Genomic DNA, 21,740 nt, shown 5'->3' on the forward strand with positions numbered 1-21,740 from the left:
CAGGTATAGTATGTTATTACTATCCTGATTTATATAATTCTTCTGTAGTTAATTCTAATTCTCTAGTTTCAAATAATTACCATCAAAACTAATCACGACCTTTTCAAATTGCCCGAGTACATCTTGACCAATATTTCCATAGTTTACTTCGCCATAAACGCCATAATCCTTTGGCGCAATTTCCATTTTTGGGAGCTGAATTGTTTTATTTCCAAGCAATATAGGCTGATCTTTTAATACCAATATTTCAGTCGAAACAACTTCTGCACCAGCACTGGAAGATTTTGTTGTTTCTAAAGTGCCAATACGATCGAGATCGGTTTTGAATGTTTCGTAAAACGCTTTATTAAATAGACTTACTTTTGCACCGCTATCAAAGTTGAACGGCAGTGTTTTATCTTTATATTTCAACATTACAATTGCTCTGAGTTCGTCTACAAACAAATTTTTTTTGTTTGTACCTGATTCTAATTCTTTTGAAAACGTAAGTTTATCTTTTTCAAAAGTAATTGTTCCTAATTCTTTTATTATTGGAAAACCAATGATTCCGTTAATTACATACGCCCCATCTGCAAAAGTAAAAGCCTTATCAGGATACACTAAAAACACAGCGTTATGAATTTTCAATTCTCCCAAATTAATCTCAGACGCCACACCAATACGGACTTTATTTTTCTGTCCCGTAAAACTCTCCACCGAAATATTATTGTCTGGAAGTATTTTTACTCCCATTTTCTTTGCTGTGCTTTCTGTAATACAGCTAATTCCAGCTCCGGTATCAAAAACAAAATAAGCCAGTGTGTCTTTTGCTTTTACTTCTGTCGTAATTAAACCCGCTTTGTCTTTTACGGTAGCAACAGTAATTTTGGTAAACTTATCTATAGATTGTGGTCTAGTACTTCGCAACGTCTTCCAAATTTGCTGCGTATTTATTTCGTCCAAAAGTTCTTCTTGGGTAAAGCGCTGCTGAAACTTCATGGTCAAAACTTTGGAAGCCATATAAGCAGAATTGTAACTAAAGAGTTTGATATAATTATCATCTTTCAACTTGGCAAATTCATAACTATTTATAAGTTCGCTATTTTTCAGACTGTCCAAATACTGATTGGAAAGCTTTGGTTTATTGCAGACATTGGCATATAATCCTTTATAGAAATAATAATCTTTCCCCTTTTCTTTGCTGTTAAGACTATCCATTTTAGCAAACTGATGCTGTTTGCTAAATTGTTTTAAAATAGAATCTGAACTTGTCTGCCCTAAGACTATCTGCACTGTAAATAAAAGACCAAGTAAAAGTTTGTTAGAATTCATTAATCTGATTTTTAGAATGTTAAATATAAAGAAAATCCAAAAAAAAATAAAATCCCAAATTCCAATTCCTTGTCTTGGGATTTGGCCCCAAGTGATAGCCAACAGGTGAAGCAATTTCAAAAATTAGAATTTTAAAAAAAATCAGGATTAGTATTTTACCACCATCCTGATTTTTTCTGAATTATAACTAACTTTTATTTAAACTTTCGACTTTTGACTTTTGACTTTCGACTTTTGACTTTCGACTTTTTATCTTCTTCCTCTAAAGCCTCCACCGCCTCTAAAACCGCCACCACCGAAGCCGCCTCCATTAAAACCTCCGCTTCTTTGGATATTTTGGAAATTTCTGGTTTGCATTTCACCTCGATCTCTTGACATAGCCGAACGGTCTAGATCGTTTGTAATATCTGGGCGACCAGCTTCTCCAAGGGGTTTATTTGGCTGTCCGAGCGTTTGATCTGCTTTAGGGAAATTATCTCGTTGCATTCCATCACCCATTCGGGTTTCACCACCTAGATTTTGGTTGTCACGCTGCATACGTTCTCCCGCTCCATTTGCTCCAAGTCCCTGATTGTTATCACGCTGAATCCTTTCTCCTGCTCCATTTGCACCAAGCCCTTGATTATCGCGTTGAATTCGTTCACCAGCGCCATTTGCTCCAAGTCCTTGGTTAGCTCTATTCTGAATTCCTTCGCCCGCTTTTTTAGATGAACCTAGAGTTCCTGCTTTCGTCCAACCGCCGTTTCCGTTATTATAATGGCTCCAATTTCCATTGGCATCTCTTTTATAAACATGTCCATCGTGACCCGCATATAGATTGTTATTGGTATGAATCGTAGTTCCTCCGCCTCTTCTGTGTGTAATTACACCTTTATTTCCGCCAGAAGTTTCATAACCAATCGCTGTTCCGCGTCTTGTGGTAATATGTCCCGTTTGTGCCCACTGATTTCCATTTGTCGCAGCCGAATGACCCCATTGCGCATACGCGTTATGCCCTTGATTCGTTCTCGCATAATTACCCGTCCACGGATTATATGTACTTGCAGCCGTACGTCCGCCATACCAGCCTTGTACACTCGCAGAACGTCCATATCTTCCTGTTGCAGGATTATACCAAGCCGAAGTTCCCGCTGCACCATAAGGTCCGTAAACACGTCTTCCAGCCGCATAACCTCCCGTCCACGGATTGTAAACTGCGCCGCCTCCATAAGCATAAGGCCACGGACGATAAATTGGATACATTCCGCCGTAATACATATAAGGAGGATAATACCATCCCGTACCGTAAGTCAATATAGCGCCGAATGTTGCACCAATAATAAAAGCACCTAAATAACCCGCTGTTGCACTGCTTTCAACTGTTGTATCGGTTGTAGTTTGCGTTACATAGGTGACATTATATACTGGCGAACTTGGTGGAATCGTATAAATTTCTTTCGGAACAGAATCGCAGGTTTTCCAAGGTCCATTCGGACTAGTCGACATAAACCAAACCGCTTGAAAACATAAATAATACAAATCGCCCACTTTTACGATCTTCTCTTGCGTATTGCTTGCATATTGCATTTTTGTTCCATCAATAGGTTTAAACTGAGGAGTTCCGCCATCATACGATACTTTTACTTTTGCCTCAGCATCCGATTTCTTCAAAATAGCCGTTGTCGGAACTTGTGATAACATTACAGCATCATTCGCTTCCTGAGTTCCTGGCACAGACGACAATACATTGGCACGCGGAGAATCCTTTGGAATCTTAGCAAAATCAGCAGGAAGGCTATTACTGGCATAACTCCATGGTCCAGTTAGTTCTTTAGACTTAAACCATCTTCCAGACAATAATACATAATACTGACCTTTATTTTCATCAGCAAAAATATCATTCTCGGTATTGTCAATATATAACAATTTGGTTCCCGGAATTTTAACAAACTTTGGACTTCCGTTTATGGCAATCAATTCAGCAGGTTTATTGCTGTAAAAAACCTCTGGAGCTCCACCAGAAGACGGAGGCGGAATCATTTTCTTAACATCATCAAAGTTCTGTCCCGAAGGCAGATTACTTAAACCCGCAGGCAATTTGGTTGTTTTAGTCCATTTGCCCGCCACGTTTTTCGAAGTCAGCCAGATATTCTCCACCAATAAATAATAATCCTTTGTAGTTTTATCAAAAAACAAATCCCAATTAGTATTTACTACATATTGAATATCTGTTTTTTCTACAGGCACCAAAACGGGTTCGCCTTGCACAATAAGCAAAATCGACGGATTCGTGCTGTAAAAAATCGCAGGCGGATCATTTTTACCCGCAATTCCCTTTGCCGGACTTTTGGTATGACTTAAATCTGCCAAAATACGATCTACCGAAATAGGATCTCCGCTCTGAGGCAGCGTTTCTTTAAACAGCTTTTCCATTTCAGGCACTTTCTTTTCGTCAAGAGCAGGAAAACGTATATCGGTTACTTGAAGATTTTTAATAAAAGCGCTTCGGTTGTCTTTGTCTACCAAAGTTTCTGCTTTTAATGAAGCCACGCCCAAAACCTCTTTTCCGTCTTTTGGAGTCAGCGAAAAAGCCACTCGAGCCGTTAGTTCTTTAAAATCTTTCCAGTCGTCTACCTGAGGCTGATAATAAACCAGTTTTGTACCGTTGTTCTCCGCTTCACGAGGCCAGCCACGATCTGCAATTAATGTAGAGTCGGCAGTTTCAGACTTCGCTGTTTCAGAACTTGACTGCTCCGTATCTTTATCTTTTTTGCACGAGAACAAAACTGCACTCAAACAAACTCCAAGTATTAGAAAAGCATTTCTCATAAATTTAAAAATTAGATTATTCATTGAAAACTTATTTTCTCGATCGTCTTATAAAATTGTTTCGCATAAAATTAATTTCACCGCATAAATAAAACTACAAATCGGCCGCTTACTTTGTTTCACATTATAATTTGAAACCAAATAAGTGCCTAAATGATTCTTCTTTTCTTGATTTAAGATTGTATTCTGCCACAAGTAAAGTGGGCTAAAATGAAGTATTGATATTGATTAGGAGCTATTTCCTGCTATCCGCTATATCTTTTGTGGCGAACCCCGCCACAAAAGGATGCCGCTACTATCAGGGCTAGGGCATTCATTTTCAAAAGGAAGTTTTCGAAAAATTATTATTTAAAGTCTTTTGTATTCTAACCTCCATCCAATCAACACTTATAAATTATTTTTATAAATACTAAAAATTATTAATTTGATTAATAAACACCTTCCCTATACCTTTGTCTCATCAAAATCAAAGAAATGATTTGATCATCTTAAAAAATAACTTTAAAAAATAGAAATCATGAAATTTACAAGAAGAGCAAACGCAAACTGGAAAGGTACAGGAATGGAAGGAAAAGGAACCATTAGTACACAAAGCACCACTTTAGACAATGCGCAATTATCATTTAAAACTCGTTTTGAGCAAGGTGTCGGAACCAATCCTGAAGAATTAATCGCAGCGGCACATTCTGGATGTTTTACTATGCAGTTGAGCTTTTTATTATCTGAAGCGGGTTTTGTTCCAGAAGATTTAGATACAACGGCTAAAGTAACTTTTGAAGACGGAACTATTACTTTAATTGCTTTAGAACTTACAGGAAAAGTACCTGGAATTTCAGCAGAAGACTTTCAGCAAACCGCTCAAAAAGCAAAAGAAATTTGTCCAATTTCTAAATTACTGAATACGGAGATTACTTTATCAATCACTTTACTTTAAATAAATCCCAATACAAAAATCCCAAATTCCAAGTCTGAATGGAAAATTGGAATTTGGAATTTTCAAAATTGGAATTTCTATTCAAAATTTAAAATCTAAATAAAATGAAAACAATATTTAAAAGCTTTTTAGCATTCGCAGTACTAATTTTTAGTTTAGCATTCACAAACGTAAATGCACAAACTAGTCCTAAAATTAAAAATGTGGTATTAGTTCATGGTGCATTCGCAGATGGTTCTGGATGGCAAGGTTTATACAAGGTTTTGACTAAAAAAGGCTATAATGTAACGATCGTTCAGAATCCGTTGAGTTCTTTGGAAGATGACGTTCAAGCTACAAACTTAGCTTTAGACAAACAAGACGGACCAACTATTTTGGTGGGACATTCTTGGGGAGGAACCGTAATTACAGAAGCTGGAAATCACCCAAAAGTAGCAGCTTTGGTTTACGTAGCGGCTTTACAGCCTGATAATGGCGAAAATTCTGTTCAATGGTTGCAGACTGCTCCTCCAGCTCCAGAAAATGGTGTATTGCCTCCAGATGAAAAAGGAATTGCGTATTATGACAAAGCTAAATTTCACGCTGGTTTTGCAGGAGATTTGAGCAAAGAACAAGCCGATTTTATGTATGCTTCACAAGGTGCTTTTCATGCGCAAGGTTTCTTAACGCCAATAACTAAAGCCGCTTGGAGAACTAAACCTTCTTACGGAATCGTAGCAACTGAAGATAAAAGTATTGTTCCGAGTATTCAGTACGCCATGTACAAACGCTCTAACACAAAAATCACTGAAATTAAAGGTAGCCACGTGGTATTTATTTCTCAGCCTGAGAAAGTGGCGAATGTGATTGTTGAAGCAAGTAAATAATTGTGAATGGTTAATTGATAATTGATAATTGATAATCATAAATTCACATAATCTTGTCATTTCGAGGAACGAGACCCGAGCGATAGCGAACTAGCGAAGCAAATCTTCGCAAGTAGCTCCGCACAGAATGTCGCCAATCTTTGTAGAGTTCCTTGCGAAGATTTCTCGTTCCTCGAAATGACAAAACTGAATATAATTCTTTTTTGAATAGATTCGTAAAAAATAAAAATTCCAAATTCCAAGCTATACAGTTATTGGAATTTGGAATTTTTATTTTGGAATTTAACTCGACTTACTGACAGCTTTTATAAAATAAGGCGAATCGTTCCAGCGGATTTTCTTATACGAGAAATCTTTTTTAAGTGATTCGGGAAGGCAGTTCCAGATCGCTTCATTCATTTTCTCGAGTAATAATTTCTTGGAGAAAGAATCAGAAACTACCAGACTTATTTCTCTTACAGGAACGGGTTCTTTAAAAGGTTTAAAAAGTCCGCCAGATTCGTTTAAAGTAGAAAGCTTTGGAATAATCGCAAATCCTAAATGGGCTCGAACTAGATTTTTTAAGGTTTCTATCGAATTAATATCGTACGTAAATTGTTCCTTTATTTTATCGGATGTTTTTAGTCCGCAGATATCGAGCAATTGTGCGTTATAACAATATTCATGATGCAGGAGTAACAGTTCGGTTTTGTCGCCGGGCTGCATTTCGTAAAATTCATCATTCGCCATAGGATGCGTCTGATTTAAATAGGCAACAAACGGCTCTTTAAAAACAACATGTTCTATTAAATTCGGGTTTCCTGTTGGCGTAGCCATAATCGCAACATCAATGGCACCAGTTTCCAAATCGCGCATTAAATGTCCCGTGTATCCTTCTTTAATAATAAAATGCACTTTGGGCGCCACTTCTTTCATAGCCTGAATAAAAAGCGGAATCAAGTAAGGCGATAAAGTCGAAATAATGCCAAGTTTCAATTCTCCTTCCAGCAGATTTTTTTCGTTGATCACAAAATCACGAATTTCATCGACTTCACGAAGTATCTTTTTGGCTTTATTGATAATTTCAATTCCTAAAACGGTTGGTGTCAACGGCACTTTATTCCGATCAAAAATCTTAATTCCGATTTCTTCTTCCAGATTTTTTAGCTGAATGGTAAGTCCGGGCTGCGTTACCATACAAACTTCGGCCGCTCTTGCAAAATGCCGTTCTTCGTCTAAAGCGACTATATATTTTAACTGCTGAATGGTCATGTTTTCTAGTTTCTAAGGTACTGAGATGCTAAGATACTAAGTTGCTGCGTTTTTATTTTTAGTTTCTAATGAAAAACTTTGTGTTGGTTATTCTGAATGATGCTACAGCCAAACTTGGAGACAGCTTCTATTGGCTCAATGAACTAGCCGAAATTTTAGATCCTTATCTGGATTTGGAGTAAGTCTTTTTTTGAAAAAATTAAAACCCTTGGTCTTTTTGGAGATTGAGGGTTTTGTTTTTTTGTCCGTTTTAGAAAAACTATTGTTAATGCATATTGTTGGAATTTTAATTCTTTTAAATATTTATCAAAGTACATTAAAGAATTATTGCAGTTTTTTATTAAAAAAATGATACTTTAGCAATTGAAAAACCTTCCAAAATATTAATCGTTTTCTAATTTAGGACTCTTGCTTTTATAAATAATAAACCACCAAATTTTATAAAGTAATGTTCCAAATACTTTGAAAAAAGAATTGCACATAATAAATCTAGTTATGGATAAGTACAATAAAATCATTCAAGAATTAATTCAATTTAGAAATGACAGAGACTGGGAACAATTTCATGACTCAAAAAATTTAGCTTTAGCTATTTCACTTGAAGCTGCTGAATTAAATGAACTTTTTTTATGGAAAAAAGATAATGAAGTAGAAAACATAAATAAAGATCACTTAAAAGAAGAGATAGCCGATATACTTTCATATACTTTTTTGCTTGCTGAAAAACACAATTTAGATGTCTTTGATATTGTTTCGGAGAAGATAAAAAAGAATGCTCAAAAATATCCTGTTGATAAAGCTAAAGGAACAGCAAAGAAATATAATGAACTATGAATTTATCATTTGAACTGTCCATTGAAATTTCTGAGCAATATGATTTTAGTAAAAATTCGTTATCAAAAATAAGCCAAAATCCATGGGTAAAAAACCAATGGCCACTAGTCTATTTCATTCAAAATCAAACATTACGTATTGCCTATATAGGTGAATCAACCAATGCATACAATAGGATTCAAAATCATCTTAGCAATTCAAAAAAGTCTAATGTTCTAAATAAAATTTCGATCATTGGAAGTGATAAATTCAATAAATCTGCAACTTTAGATATTGAATCAAATTTGATACAATATATTACTTCTGAAGGTACTTATCAACTTCAAAATGGAAATTACGGATTAATTAATCACAATTACTACCAAAAAGATTTATATAAAGATCTTTTCAAAGAAATATGGAATAAACTTATTGAAAATAAAATTGTTAGTAAATCTCTTAGTGAAATTGAAAATTCTGAACTTTTTAAATATTCACCATACAAATCATTAAATGAAGATCAATACAATTCTGTTTTAGAAATTTTAAATGGCCTATGTTTAAAAGAGTTTAACAGAATTTTTATTAAGGGCAGCGCAGGAACTGGTAAAACTATTCTTGCCACATATCTAATAAAACTTTTGCATTCTGATGTTTCAGAAGATTTGGAAGAATATAACGATGATGAATTAAGAGAAATAAGCTATATAAGATCTTTTCAATCAAAATATCCGAATGCCAAAATTGGGTTAGTAATTGCAATGACTTCTTTAAGGGAGTCATTAAAAAATGTTTTCAGAAAAGTCCCTGGCTTAAAACCGTCAATGATTATTAATCCTTCGGAAACATTTAATCTAAATGAAAAATATGATTTGTTAATCGTAGATGAAGCACATCGATTGAGACAATACAAAAATATTGGCTGGATGGGAGCTTTTAAAAAGAATAATCAAAAATTAGGATTAGATGATTCAGGAAATGAATTAGACTGGATATTAAATAATAGTAAAAATCAAATTTTCTTTTACGATTCTGCTCAATCTGTAAAACCTTCCGATATTGATGAAAATCATTTTAATAAGCTTTTGAACGATGCACAAACTCTAAATCTTAGATTGACTTCACAAATGAGAGTTAAAGGAGGAAATAATTATATTTCTTTCGTTGACGAATTACTTCATAACAAAAGGAAAGAAGCAGAATTCTTTCAAATTGAAAATTATGAATTAATACATTTCGATTCCTTAAATGACTTGTATAATGAACTCAAAATAAAAGAGAAAAGTCATGGTTTATGTAGATTGGTAGCTGGATACGCATGGCCATGGCAATCAAAAATTGATAAAGATGCAATAGATATTGAAATAGATGGCTTACAATTTCAGTGGAATCAAACTGAAAAAGATTGGGTAAACTCACCAAATGCTTTTCAGGAAGTTGGCTCTATACATACTGTTCAAGGGTATGACTTGAATTATACAGGAATTATCTTTGGAAGAGAGATAGATTATGATACAAATACAAGAGAAATAGTTGTAGATGCCAAAATGTATTTCGATAAATATGGTAAAAATGGAATAAATAATTTAGACGATTTAAAAGTTTACATTATCAATATTTACAAAACGATAATGTATAGAGGAATTAAAGGAACCTTTGTTTATGCGTGTAATGAAAATTTACGTAATTATTTAAAAAACAACATTGAAACTTTTAAACATAAACTTCCTTTTAGAATACTTCCTTTTGCAGAAGTGAAACCATATGTTAATTCTGTTCCTTTAGTTGATATTACCGCTGCTGCAGGTGGTTTCAGTGATTTACAAATACATTCAAATTTTAATTGGGTTGAATTGCCTTTTAACATTGCTGTAAAGGAAGGTTATTTTGTATGTAAAATTGAAGGCGAATCTATGAATAAAAAAATTCCAAATGGTTCATATTGCTTGTTTAAAAAAGATTTTGGTGGTTCACGAAATGGGAAAATAGTATTAGTAGAAAGTACAAATATTCAAGATGCTGATTTTGGTTCTGGCTATACTATAAAAGAATATCACAGCAAAAAAAATATTGAAAATGATCAATGGAGTCAGCAAGAAATTATTTTAAAACCTCTTTCTTACCATGATAATTACAAAGACATCAACTTAAGGAATGATGAATTGGTAAACTTAAAAGTTCTTGGGATTTTTGAATGTGTTCTGTAAATAAAATGTAATATTATAGACTAACTTAAATTTTTAAGCAAAGACCATTTGTCAAATAAAACCATCATTTTACATTGGATGCAGATACTTTTCTACCAGCATCTATTAAAATAATATTTGGTGATTTGTTCAGTTTCAATTCTTTCAATATTACGACAACTTTATTGTATTCTATTATATCAAAATATAAAATAACTTTTATTGATTTATCCGTATTGTTTGCTTTCTCGTAAACTTCCACTTGATTTTCAAGATTCTGTTTTAACTTAGAATTAGAAGCTAATTTAAACTCAATAAGGGTTTTATCCTTTGATCCTTTTGAAACAGCGTAGTCAACAGGACCACGACCATTATTAGTTTCTCTATTAATATCAAAATCAGAAGCAAACCATGTGAGTCTATAAATAATTTGTAAATCTTCTTCTCTTTTAATTGGAACCCCACCGATATAAAAAAGTCTATAACCATCATTATCTTCAATAACTTTTTTTAAATATACTATCCTATCTAAAGCTTCAGCATAAGAGCTTTTTGCTGGAATTTTATAAAACTTAGTATTTGATAATAATTCTACAAAATTTTGAACTTGACTTATAAATAAAGTCTCGACTTCTTCTACCTTTGATTCTGAAATACTTTTAGCTCCCTCTTTATTCTCTTCCTTAATTTTAATATAATATTTTATAACTTCAGGAAATTGCTTGATTGTTTTATGAATCGCTGTAGAAATTTCTTTTTGAGAATTTTTCTTATTCTCTTCGACTTTAGGCAAAACTTGAAAATAATAATTAAAAACTTCGTGCCTCAATTGTTCATTTGGTATCCCAGTAAGTATTCCTGTAAAATTTCCTCGCAAGTCTTTACTGTTTATCCAGTTATCATCTTTTGTTAGTAAATCTCGTGGCGTTAGCATAACATAATCTCCATAGATATATGGCAAAGTATATTCTTTAGGCATCCATCTTTCAAACTTATAATCAAAAAACACTTTCTCAACATAAACTTTACGTAAAAATTTAGTTTCAATATTTTCCAATGAAAATTTTTCAGTGTATTCTAACAAAAATTGTTTAATTAAATTTGTTGTAAAATCACTAATATTATCTTTTCCAACTCCTATTTCAAACAATCCAGCTTTTTCAAGGTGAGAAGTCTGATTTACCACTTCTTTACCTAAATCATCAAAAACAATATGTATAGATGAAGAAAAAGCATCACCAAATTTTTTACCTAATCCACTTCCTTTATTGCCAACTTTACTATATCCAAACCAATTTTGTTTAACCTCAGGAAATAAATACCATGATTGCACTTGCTGTTTTCTATTTCTTCCCGTTACTGCTTTTCCTTTTAAAAAAGTTAAATACTTAATTATATCATCATGTAAATTTTGATATTCCTTTTTCTTATTTCCAAATAACAAAAATGGATCAATAAATAGAGGCAAATCATTTATTAAAGAGATATTAAATGCTCCATAATTTTCCAATGTTTCTACTTCAACATTAAAAAAATCTGTAAAGTATATTTTCATTACCTTAATTTTTTACTGTTACTTTTACTATTTAAAACAAAGATTGATTTTTTCCATTAATTTAATTTATGGAAATCCATAATACACTAAATTATAATGCAATAACAATTTTATAAAATAAAAATAAATAAGTTAGCAAGTAGTTATACGTGTTTTTACATTTTTCATCACTAGTCTTTTTTAAGGTATTTTTCATTTCAAAATGTTAATGATTTAAAATAAAAAATGAACCTACATTCTCTGCAAGCTCATTTTCCATTTTAAATCAAACAAAAGCCAATCACCCCAAACTCATCCCACCATCCATAATAACATCCGCGCCAGTCATAAACACCCCAGCATCACTACTCAAATACGAAACCATTTTAGCCACATCTTCTGCCCTTCCCATTTGTTTTAGCGGGACTTTTTCTACTACGACATCCATAATGCCTTTTACGGTGGTTTCGTCTAGACCAACCTTGTTCATGACTTCGGTTTGGGTTGGTCCTGGGCTAACCGAATTGACACGAATCTTTCTTGGCGCTAATTCTAAAGCCGCCGATCTCATAAACGAATTCAAAGCCGTTTTACTCGCCGAATAAACCGAAGATCCCGGACCTGGCATACTCGCAGTATTCGAAGAAAGAAATACCACCGAAGCGCCATCTTTCAAAATCGGAATAAATTTGCTTAAAGTGAAAAATGCACCTTTTAGATTCACATTCATAATATTATCGTACAATTCTTCCGTAGTTTGTTCGATGGTTCCTAAACCTGCAATTCCCGCATTAATAAACAAAATATCAACCGAACCGAAATCGGCTTTTACTTGAGTTGCCAGTTTTTCAATATCCGAAATATTCGATTGGTCTGCTGTAATGGCTGTAACGCCTAGTTCCAAAGCTGCTTTTTCTATGGCTTCTTTTCTTCTTCCTGTAATAATTACGTTTGCACCTTGTTCCTTTAATTGTTTGGCTGTTGCGTAACCTATTCCGCTGTTTCCGCCTGTTATAACGGCTGTTTTATTTTTTAGATTTTCCATCTTTTTGATTATTTAAAATTTATTTGGCAAATTTAAATTCAAATTGGTATAACTTTGTAACCAGTATCATGGAGTATACCAAACTAATTTTAACCTTTGCAATGGAAAAAATTATAGCCACGAATTCACGAATTTATTTTTATAATCTTTGTCGAAAAATGTGATTAATTACACGAATTAGATTGATATTCAATCAATCTAATTCGTGGGGAAAACTTTGAAAAAAAATTCGTGCATTCGTGGCGAAAAAAAATGAATACTATGGAAAGAAACCAGAAAGAAGAAGTACAGGCGCTTCAGGACACGTTGCATGTTTTGGGCGGAAAGTGGCGTTTGCCTATCATCAATTCGATCTGCAACGGAAATCATCGTTTCAGGGAAATCGAACGCAGTATTCCGGGAATTACGACACGCATGCTTTCGCGAGAACTCAAAGAAATGGAATTGAATATGCTGATTAAAAGAACCGAAGATCGCGATGCTGAAATTCAGGTGAAATATGAATCGACTCCTTATTGCAAATCTTTTGGTCCTGTGATTGAAGAAATGATCAAATGGGGAAAATCACATCGAGAGGAGATTATTCGAAATTCTTAAATTGTTTTAAACACATAGAAACATAGATGCAGATTGTGCATAAAAGGCGTTTCACTTACATTAATTCACATAGTTACTATGTGTTAAAAACTAGTTTCTTTTTTTCTTTTTACGGATCAAAAAAAATCTATGTCTATATGGGTTAAAAGTATTCGACAAGAAAGTCAAAGTTTAAGCATTAAGGGAATAATTACATCGCTCGGAAATCATTAGAAATTCCTAGAAAAAAGTCAATCCAAAACTCCATCCGATCCAACCCAGAATATCTCTACTGTTATTTTTGATTATAGTAGAGTGTTTGGTACGATCTTGAACAAATGTCGAAGTGTTTGCATTACCGTATTTATCTTGTTTCTCAGACCAATAAAAATTCAAAGAAGGACCTGCAGATAGCGCTACACCTTTGCACAATTGAAAAGAAAAAGAGGAATCAAATTTAGATAAGGAATTATAGATATCCCAGTTTCCTAGATAGAGATACTGCGTGCTAAATTCGGGATTAAAAGTGAAGCGTTTCCCTAACGGAATGTTCTTTCCTAATCCGATTCCAAAAGAAAATAGCTTTTCTTCGTCTTTTCGATCACTTCTTCCCGCCATCAAAATCGTATACATTTTATGATCTCCTGTTTTCACAGAAAGATTAATATCTGAAATTTCGTTGCTTGTAACACTGATTTTCTTGTAACCGCCTTTTTTAAAGTTTAAGAGACCAAAACTATAACCAGAAGGCGAATCTGTAATGTTGACTAATCCAAATTGGACTCCTTGTAATTCTTTAGCGTAATTAAAAAGTCCTGTAATTTGAGCGCCTCGTACAGTGTCTTTTCCAATATTGCAAATCCCTGAAAGCTGTAATCCGTTTTGCGACCCCTTTACAGTGTTGCTAATTCCTGCAATTTGAAGTCCTTTTGAATCTTTATACACATTGTTATAAATTCCGCTCATTTGCAATCCAATTTGCGATCCTTTCACACTGTTATGAATACCGCTTATCTGCAATCCTCTTAAATTGCCAAAAACATTATTATAGATTCCGGCTAACTGAATTCCGTTTACAGATCCTCCAACGGTGTTAAATATTCCGGCCATTTGAAGCGCATCGACATTCATACGGTTAATATTATAAAGCCCAGCCATTTCTAATCCGCGAACTCCTGCATTATAACCTCCCAAAATATTTAAAGAAAAATTATTTACGATTTGAGTATTCAGCATTCCTCGCGTACTAATACTCGGAACTAAAGAAGCCTGTACGGGAACTTTAGAAATAAATCCGCCCAGATTGAGCGTTTGTATTCTTTGTTTGGAAGAAATAAAGAAACGGCCAATTCCTGATCTTTCAATTTCAGAAAAATCACCATCAATATAATCTGTTTTATTCTTTTTGTCTCCCATCTGAATTTTAATTTCAGAGAGAAACACCATCGTCACCGTTTTATAATTCTCCTTAACGGCTGTCAGTTCTATGGCTTGAGGCGCATTTTTTAATCGAAGTTCAAAAAAACCATCCTTATTGGTCAATGTAGATATCAGTGCATTTTTCTCCAATACACTCACATTTTCAATGCGATTGTTCGTTTTTGTATCTATAATATAACCAATTACAATTTGCTGTCCGTCACTCATAACGGTATTTTTCTCCAATACTAGAGCCAATTCTAAAGGAGCATAACGCACAATAATGTATCCCGGCGATTCTTTAAATTCATATTTGGCACCTAACAACTGATCTAAAACTCCTTTTATGGTACTATTATCGGCATGAATGCTAACGATACTATCTTTTACAGCTAGTTTGCCATAATAAGCAAATCTAAAACTTCCTTTTTCTTCCATTAAATCCAAAACATTGCTTAATGGTTTCTTGTCTGCATGAACAGATATTTCGTTTTCTAATATTGACTGAGCATTTACCTTAAAAAAGATGCTCGAAATGATCAAGAAAATAACTGTAAAAACAAGCTTTGTTATACTTGGCATATAAAAGGGATATAATAATTTGATGTATTAAATCTTGGATCCAATGATTACATTTTCAAAATTACCTGAATTCCTATATTTTCAATACCCTTTCTTATATTTTTTTTTATATAATTGGCATCACCAGTATTACAACGATTTAGTTGAAAAACAACGGTAATAAGCGTAATTTTTACACATAAAAAGTATCACAATAAAGACCAAAAGTGAACGATTTTACCCCTTATTTTTCAGCATTTTTCTCTAACTTAGCGGTCTACATTTTGAAATGTAAGATTAAAATAACCATTGTTTTTTGGCAAAACATTGAATGAAAAAGAATTACCATACTTTCTCTTACTTTTTGCTGCAAAAACATTCTTCTAATAATTTAGTTAATTGAAAACTATGAGCAAATTTGATTTTGGAATTGTAGGACTCGGCGTAATGGGTCGTAACCTACTTTTAAATATCGCCAGCCATAACTTTGCGGCTGCAGGTTTAGACTTAGACACCGAAAAAGTCAATTCTCTTCAACAAGAAGCCGATGCCAATCACACTATTGAAGCAACGACAGATGTAAAACATTTTGTGGAGCTTATTCAGCAGCCAAGAGCGATTATGTTATTGGTTCCTGCTGGAAAACCAGTTGACAGCGCTATCGCTAGTTTATTGCCTCACTTAGACAAAGGAGACATCATTATTGACGGCGGAAACACTTATTTTACTGATACTGACAGAAGATTTATTGAATTGTCTGAAAAGGGAATCCACTTCTTTGGAATGGGAATTTCTGGTGGTGAAAAAGGCGCTCGTTTCGGTCCTGCTATGATGCCTGGTGGAGATCAGAAAGCTTATGAAAGATTACGTCCTATTTTTGAAGCAATTGCGGCAAAAGTAGACGGCGAACCTTGCGTAGAATATTTAGGAAATGGTTCTGCTGGAAACTACGTAAAAATGGTTCATAACGGAATTGAATACGGAATCATGCAATTGATCTCTGAGATTTATGACTTAATGAAAAGAGGTTATAATCTAGATGACGCAACGATTCAGAAAACTTTTGAAGAATGGAACCAAACTGATGATTTAAGATCGTATCTGATTGAAATCACAGGAAAAATTCTAAAACAAGAAGATACAGACGGAAGTCTTTTAATTAATAAAATCTCGGATTGGGCAAGATCTAAAGGAACAGGAAAATGGACTTCGCAAAATGCAATGGATTTACAAGTTCCAGTTCCTACAATAGACGCAGCGGTTAACATGCGCGATATGTCTAAAACAAAACCAGAAAGAATTGAAGCTGCTAAAAAATTAGTTTGGAACGCTGATGAAGCAAATGTTTCTCAAAACGAAGCCATTGCATCTTTAAAATCGGCTCTGTTCTTTTCTATCGTAGTAACTTACGCTCAAGGTTTAGCTCAGCTTCACACAGCTTCTAAAGAATACAACTACGGATTAAATCTAGAAACGGTTGCTAAAATCTGGCGTGGCGGATGTATTATTCGTGCGACTATTTTAGAAGATTTTAGAAAAGCGTATGTAGCAAAATCAGATTTGCCAAACTTGCTTTTAGATTCTGGAATTGCTTCAAAACTAACCGAAAACCAAGCAGGAATGCGTGCTGTAATTCAGTTTGCTGTTCAAAAAGGATTGCCAGTTTCAGGATTAATGAATTCGTTATCGTATTTCGATGCTTACCGATCTGCAAATTTGCCAACAAACCTAATTCAGGCACAACGCGATTTCTTTGGAGCACACACTTACGAACGTATCGACAAAGAAGGCGTTTTCCATACCCAATGGGCTGAATAAAACAACAAAAAAACAACACAACTAAACCACACAATGACTAAAAATAAACTAAAGAATCCAACCATCATTGTTATTTTTGGAGGAACTGGGGATCTAGCAAAAAGAAAGCTCTTCCCCGCTTTTCAAAATCTGTACCTTGACGGACGCATGTCTGAAAAGTTTCAGATTATTGCTCTCGGAAGAGCTGAGAAAACCAATGAAGATTTTCGCGCTTATGTAGCAGAAAATCTAAATCTATTCTCAAGAAGAAAAGGCATTAATGATCCAGAAACAGAAAAGTTTCTTTCGCACATCACTTATCACAGTCTTGATATTGACAAGGAAGAATCGTACATTGGATTAAATGAAAAAATCAACAATTTTGATCTAGCTTTTGGCGAACGTTCAAACCGTCTTTTCTATCTTTCGATAACACCTTCTTTTATCTCGACCATTTCGAGCAATATTAAGAAAATTGGCCTTGCGGCGAATGCCAAACAGGATCGCATTATTATTGAAAAACCTTTTGGTTACGATAAAGCTTCTGCAATCGAGTTGAATGAAATGCTTTCGCAGACTTTCAAAGAAGAGCAGATTTATAGAATTGACCATTATTTAGGAAAAGAAACCGTTCAGAATATCTTGGCTTTCCGTTTTGGAAATTCAATGTTCGAACCTTTGTGGAGCCGTAATTTCATTGATTTTGTGCAGATTACCGTTGCAGAAGAAGTCGGCGTTGAAGAACGCGGCGGATTCTATGAAGGTGTTGGCGCATTGAAAGACATGATTCAGAATCATTTATTCCAGATTTTATGCATGACGGCTATGGAAGCGCCTGCTTCTTTGGCAGCAGATGACATTAGAAATCGTAAAGCAGATGTGCTGAAATCAATCCGAAGAATTAAACCTGAAGAAGTTGATCATTACATTGTACGAGGTCAGTATGACGCTGGAACTATCAACGGAAAACCAGTTCCAGGTTACCGTCAGGATAAAGGAATTGCTCCAGATTCTAATACAGAAACTTATGTTGCGATGAAAATTTATCTGGACAACTGGAGATGGCAAGGAATTCCGTTCTATTTGCGTTCTGGAAAAAGAATGGAAGAAAAACAGTCTTCAATCATCATACAATTTAAACCAGTTCCGCATTCTTCATTTTCTTATGGAAAAGAAGGCATGACTCCAAACCGACTGATTATTAATATTCAGCCGTCTATGGACATCAAATTGCAGTTTATGACTAAAAAACCAGGTTTATCTATGTCTTTACGACCTGCCGAAATGGTTTTTGATTATTTTGAATGTTCTACTATGTCTCCAGAAGCTTACGAAACTTTGTTAGCCGATGCTTTAGCAGGAGATCCTACTCTATTTATGCGTTGGGATCAGGTGGAAGAAGCTTGGGATGCGATTGAAACGATTCAGCAGGTTTGGAAAACAACTGCTCCAACCAATTTCCCAAATTACAAAGCAGGAAGCTGGGGCCCAGAAGAAGCCGACGAATTATTGGCACGCCAAGGACACAAATGGATTCCGAATACACAAAACATTAAAAAAGAAGAAGAAATTCTAGATGGTACAGATATACAATAACACCGACGAAATTAATACTAAAGCAGCAGATCTTTTTGTAGAATCGGCTCAGAAAGCGATTACAGCAAAAGGCCAATTTACAGCTGTTCTTACGGGAGGTTCTTCTCCTACTGGGATTTACAAATTATTGGCTTCTGATGCATACAAAAATAAAATAGACTGGAGCAAAGTGTATATTTTTTGGGGTGACGAAAGATGGGTTCCGCTTAACGATGATTTGAGTAATGCTAAAATGTCTTATTCAACTTTATTAAGCCACGTTCCTATTCCGCAAGAAAACATTTTTGAAATGTACAAAGATGGCGTAACTCCTGAGGATTATGCAGCTGAATACGAAAAGTCTATCAGAACTCTTTTAGGAGAAGAAGGCAAATTTGATCTGATTCTTTTGGGCATGGGAGACGACGGACACACAGCTTCTCTTTTTCCAGGTGAAGCAGTTTTAGAAGAGCAAACTAAATGGGTTGATGCCTATTATTTGGCTCCACAAAAAATGTATCGTATCACGCTTACAGCTCCATTAATCAATAAAGCAGAAAAAATTGTGGTTGTCGCTTTTGGAGAAAAGAAAATCAATGCTTTGAAAGAAGTGACCGCTGGCGAATACAATCCGACTTTATACCCAATGCAATTAATCAAACCAGTTTCGGGCAAATTATTGTTTTTGGTGGATAAAGTAGCTGCAGGAACAAACTAAGAAATTATTTATTTCCATATAATTTAAGGTCTATGCTGAAAAGTGTAGGCCTTATTTTTTTGATTTTTTTTCTCTCGCAGATCTAGCAGATTTGGCAGATATTCTACTTAAAAAAATCTACTAAATCTGCAAAATCTGCGGGAGAACTATATGCTTAAGGCAATTCAAAATCAACTACAAAGAACCGGAAAACAAATATTTACAAAACGTATTTCTTTTTTATTTAATTTTACTTAACACTTTACTAATCAAACAATTAAGCTATAAACTCAATTTCTCAAACTATCGTTATTTTTCTGTTTTAACGAACAGCATCATTCCGTAGGAATGTTTAATCGGTAGAACTAAATTTAGTTTACAAATGCACGTTCCGTAGGAACGTTTGATTAATAAAGCAGATGCCTCATTCTCTCTAAAAAAAAAAACAGGTGTCCCTATGGGACACACAATGCTACGTAATTTATTTTTTTCTACCAACGAGATATTCCTACGGAATATTAAATTATATAATATCAAATCCTTTTTGCTATGAAATATAATTACTTTTTAATGACTGTTTTTCTTCTTTTTGTTTGCTGTAAAGATAAAAACACTGAACCCAAATCAGTTAAAGTCAGTGCTTCGCAAGGATGTTATATTCCGAAAACGAACGATAAAGATTGGTATACCCAAAACAAAAAAGCGCCAAAGTTTAAAGGTCTTGATGGTGTAAATTTTAAAATTACAACCAACAATCCTGAAGCTCAGGAATACTTCAATCAAGGAATGATGTTGGCGTACGGATTCAATCATGCCGAAGCAGCAAGATCGTTTTACGAAGCTTCGCGCTTAGATCCGAATTGTGCCATGGCATATTGGGGTTTTGCTTATGTTTTAGGTCCTAATTACAATGCGGGAATGGAAGAAGATAATTTTCAAAGGGCTTATGATGCAGTTCAAAAAGCTAAGAAACTTTCTGCCAAATGTTCTCTGAAAGAAATCGCTATGATTGATGCATTATTAGTGCGTTATGCTAAAAATCCTCCCGCAGACAGAAAACCACTTGACATTGCGTATGCCGAAGCGATGAAAAAGGTATATACCCAATTTCCTTCAGATCCAGATATTGGTGCTCTTTACGCGGAATCGCAAATGAATCTGCATCCGTGGGATTTGTATGAAAAAGGCACTGGAATACCTAAAAAATGGACTCCAGAAATACTTGCTGTTTTAAACGAATTGGTTAAAAAAAATCCGAAGCATCCGGGCGCACACCATTTTTTGGTTCATGCTGTAGAAGCATCATCACATCCAGAAAACGGACTCAAAAGTGCTAAATTACTGGAAACTTTAGTTCCGGGTTCGGGACATTTGGTGCATATGTCATCTCATATTTACATTCGCACGGGAGATTATCATGAGGGCACACTTTCTAACATTGAAGCCGTTCGAATTGATAGTCTGTATTCTACTGCCTGTAATGCGCAAGGCGCTTATCCTCTAGCCTATTATCCGCACAATTATCATTTTTTGGTGGCTACTGCTGCTTTAGAAGGAAATTCAAAATTGGCTTGGGAATCGGCACAAATATTACAGCAGCACATGTCTCCTAAAATCATGCGTGAAGCGGGTTGGGGAACTTTACAGCATTATTATAGCATTCCGTATTATATCGCTGTAAAATTCTCGATGTGGGATAAAATCATGGAGATTCCACAACCCGAAAAAGACCTTGTTTATCCAAATGCCATTTGGCATTATGCCAAAGGAATGGCTTATCTTGGGAAAAATGATATTGCCAATGCCGAAAAACAGCTTGCTTCTCTTAACCAATTAGCCAAAGATAAAACCTTAAAAGAAGTTACCATTTGGAATATCAATACAACCTACGATCTTGTTCAGATTGCTAATAACGTTCTTTCAGCAGGAGTTGAGGCCAAAAAGAATAATTTAGATAAAGCAATTGTACTTTTAAATAAAGCAATCGCAATCGAAGATCAATTAAATTACAACGAACCGCCAGATTGGTTTTTCTCCGTTAGACATTATTTAGGAGCTGTTCTGCTTAAAGCAGGAAAATATGCCGAAGCTGAAAAAATCTACAAACAAGATCTACAAACACTCCCAAAAAACGGCTTCGCCTTAATCGGACTTTATAATGCTTTAACCGCACAGAAAAAAGAAAAAGAGGCTTTACAAATTAAAACCTCTTTTGATAATGCTTGGCAGTATGCTGACTTTGAGATTAAGGATTCTTCTAGTATTTTGGAGTGATTTTAATTTTTATGATTTTTCAAAGTAACTTTTTTATAATCCATTTTAGAAATGTAATTGTAAAAAGTCAGAGACTTTTATTACGTTTAGAAA

15 protein-coding genes are annotated in these 21,740 nt (G+C 34.5%); 9 read left to right on the forward strand and 6 right to left on the reverse strand.

The genetic code is table 11. The annotated features are described in order from the left end of the window. Window positions 1–54: 54 nt before the first annotated feature. Together DM397_RS04605 and DM397_RS04610 are read right to left on the reverse strand one after the other, a co-directional pair. Complete coding sequence (locus tag DM397_RS04605) at window positions 55–1,311, reverse strand: retropepsin-like aspartic protease (protein WP_111376470.1); 1,257 nt, start codon at window positions 1,309–1,311, stop codon at window positions 55–57. A gap of 249 nt (window positions 1,312–1,560) precedes the next feature. Beyond that, complete coding sequence (locus tag DM397_RS04610; protein WP_111376416.1) at window positions 1,561–4,143, reverse strand: hypothetical protein; 2,583 nt, start codon at window positions 4,141–4,143, stop codon at window positions 1,561–1,563. Between the two features lie 493 nt (window positions 4,144–4,636). Between DM397_RS04610 and DM397_RS04615 the strand changes: the two genes are divergently transcribed. Together DM397_RS04615 and DM397_RS04620 are read left to right on the forward strand one after the other, a co-directional pair. Further along, entirely contained in the window at window positions 4,637–5,053 is a 417-nt protein-coding gene (locus DM397_RS04615; RefSeq protein ID WP_111376417.1) for an OsmC family protein, read from the forward strand. 104 nt (window positions 5,054–5,157) lie between these two features. Beyond that, window positions 5,158–5,919 (forward strand): alpha/beta hydrolase, encoded by a 762-nt coding sequence (locus DM397_RS04620; protein ID WP_111376418.1) that lies wholly within the window; start codon window positions 5,158–5,160, stop codon window positions 5,917–5,919. A gap of 282 nt (window positions 5,920–6,201) precedes the next feature. Here DM397_RS04620 and DM397_RS04625 read toward each other — a convergent pair whose 3' ends face one another. Continuing rightward, window positions 6,202–7,170, reverse strand: a complete 969-nt coding sequence (locus DM397_RS04625) for a hydrogen peroxide-inducible genes activator (RefSeq protein WP_111376419.1) — start codon at window positions 7,168–7,170, stop codon at window positions 6,202–6,204. A 495-nt stretch (window positions 7,171–7,665) separates the two neighbouring features. On the opposite strand from DM397_RS04625, the gene DM397_RS04630 reads away from it, so the two are divergent. Further along, window positions 7,666–8,004 (forward strand): nucleotide pyrophosphohydrolase, encoded by a 339-nt coding sequence (locus DM397_RS04630; RefSeq protein ID WP_111376420.1) that lies wholly within the window; start codon window positions 7,666–7,668, stop codon window positions 8,002–8,004. Next, window positions 8,001–10,190 (forward strand): DNA/RNA helicase domain-containing protein, encoded by a 2,190-nt coding sequence (locus tag DM397_RS04635; RefSeq protein ID WP_111376421.1) that lies wholly within the window; start codon window positions 8,001–8,003, stop codon window positions 10,188–10,190. The genes DM397_RS04630 and DM397_RS04635 overlap by 4 nt, the downstream gene beginning before the upstream one ends. Before the next feature lie 64 nt (window positions 10,191–10,254). Here DM397_RS04635 and DM397_RS04640 read toward each other — a convergent pair whose 3' ends face one another. Together DM397_RS04640 and DM397_RS04645 are read right to left on the reverse strand one after the other, a co-directional pair. Beyond that, complete coding sequence (locus tag DM397_RS04640; protein WP_111376422.1) at window positions 10,255–11,724, reverse strand: hypothetical protein; 1,470 nt, start codon at window positions 11,722–11,724, stop codon at window positions 10,255–10,257. 280 nt (window positions 11,725–12,004) lie between these two features. Continuing rightward, the gene (locus DM397_RS04645; RefSeq protein ID WP_111376423.1) at window positions 12,005–12,748 is read right to left on the reverse strand and encodes an SDR family oxidoreductase; all 744 of its coding nucleotides are present in this window, start codon (window positions 12,746–12,748) and stop codon (window positions 12,005–12,007) included. Between the two features lie 261 nt (window positions 12,749–13,009). On the opposite strand from DM397_RS04645, the gene DM397_RS04650 reads away from it, so the two are divergent. Further along, on the forward strand, window positions 13,010–13,345 hold the full coding sequence (locus DM397_RS04650; protein WP_008463411.1) for a winged helix-turn-helix transcriptional regulator: 336 nt from the start codon (window positions 13,010–13,012) through the stop codon (window positions 13,343–13,345). Between the two features lie 219 nt (window positions 13,346–13,564). Here DM397_RS04650 and DM397_RS04655 read toward each other — a convergent pair whose 3' ends face one another. Continuing rightward, the gene (locus tag DM397_RS04655) at window positions 13,565–15,325 is read right to left on the reverse strand and encodes a peptidase associated/transthyretin-like domain-containing protein (RefSeq protein WP_111376424.1); all 1,761 of its coding nucleotides are present in this window, start codon (window positions 15,323–15,325) and stop codon (window positions 13,565–13,567) included. A gap of 387 nt (window positions 15,326–15,712) precedes the next feature. On the opposite strand from DM397_RS04655, the gene gndA reads away from it, so the two are divergent. From gndA to DM397_RS04675, 4 genes are all read left to right on the forward strand, one after another. Continuing rightward, window positions 15,713–17,122, forward strand: coding sequence for an NADP-dependent phosphogluconate dehydrogenase (gndA, locus tag DM397_RS04660; protein ID WP_111376471.1), 1,410 nt, complete (start codon window positions 15,713–15,715; stop codon window positions 17,120–17,122). A 33-nt stretch (window positions 17,123–17,155) separates the two neighbouring features. After that, complete coding sequence (gene zwf, locus DM397_RS04665) at window positions 17,156–18,697, forward strand: glucose-6-phosphate dehydrogenase (RefSeq protein WP_111376425.1); 1,542 nt, start codon at window positions 17,156–17,158, stop codon at window positions 18,695–18,697. Further along, a complete protein-coding gene (gene pgl, locus DM397_RS04670; protein WP_111376426.1) occupies window positions 18,678–19,394 on the forward strand; it encodes a 6-phosphogluconolactonase in 717 nt (238 codons plus the stop codon). The genes zwf and pgl overlap by 20 nt, the downstream gene beginning before the upstream one ends. Before the next feature lie 528 nt (window positions 19,395–19,922). Continuing rightward, complete coding sequence (locus tag DM397_RS04675; RefSeq protein WP_111376427.1) at window positions 19,923–21,647, forward strand: tetratricopeptide repeat protein; 1,725 nt, start codon at window positions 19,923–19,925, stop codon at window positions 21,645–21,647. Window positions 21,648–21,740 lie beyond the last annotated feature (93 nt).

It is taken from the genome of Flavobacterium nitrogenifigens, assembly GCF_003254565.1.
GTDB lineage: Bacteria > Bacteroidota > Bacteroidia > Flavobacteriales > Flavobacteriaceae > Flavobacterium > Flavobacterium nitrogenifigens.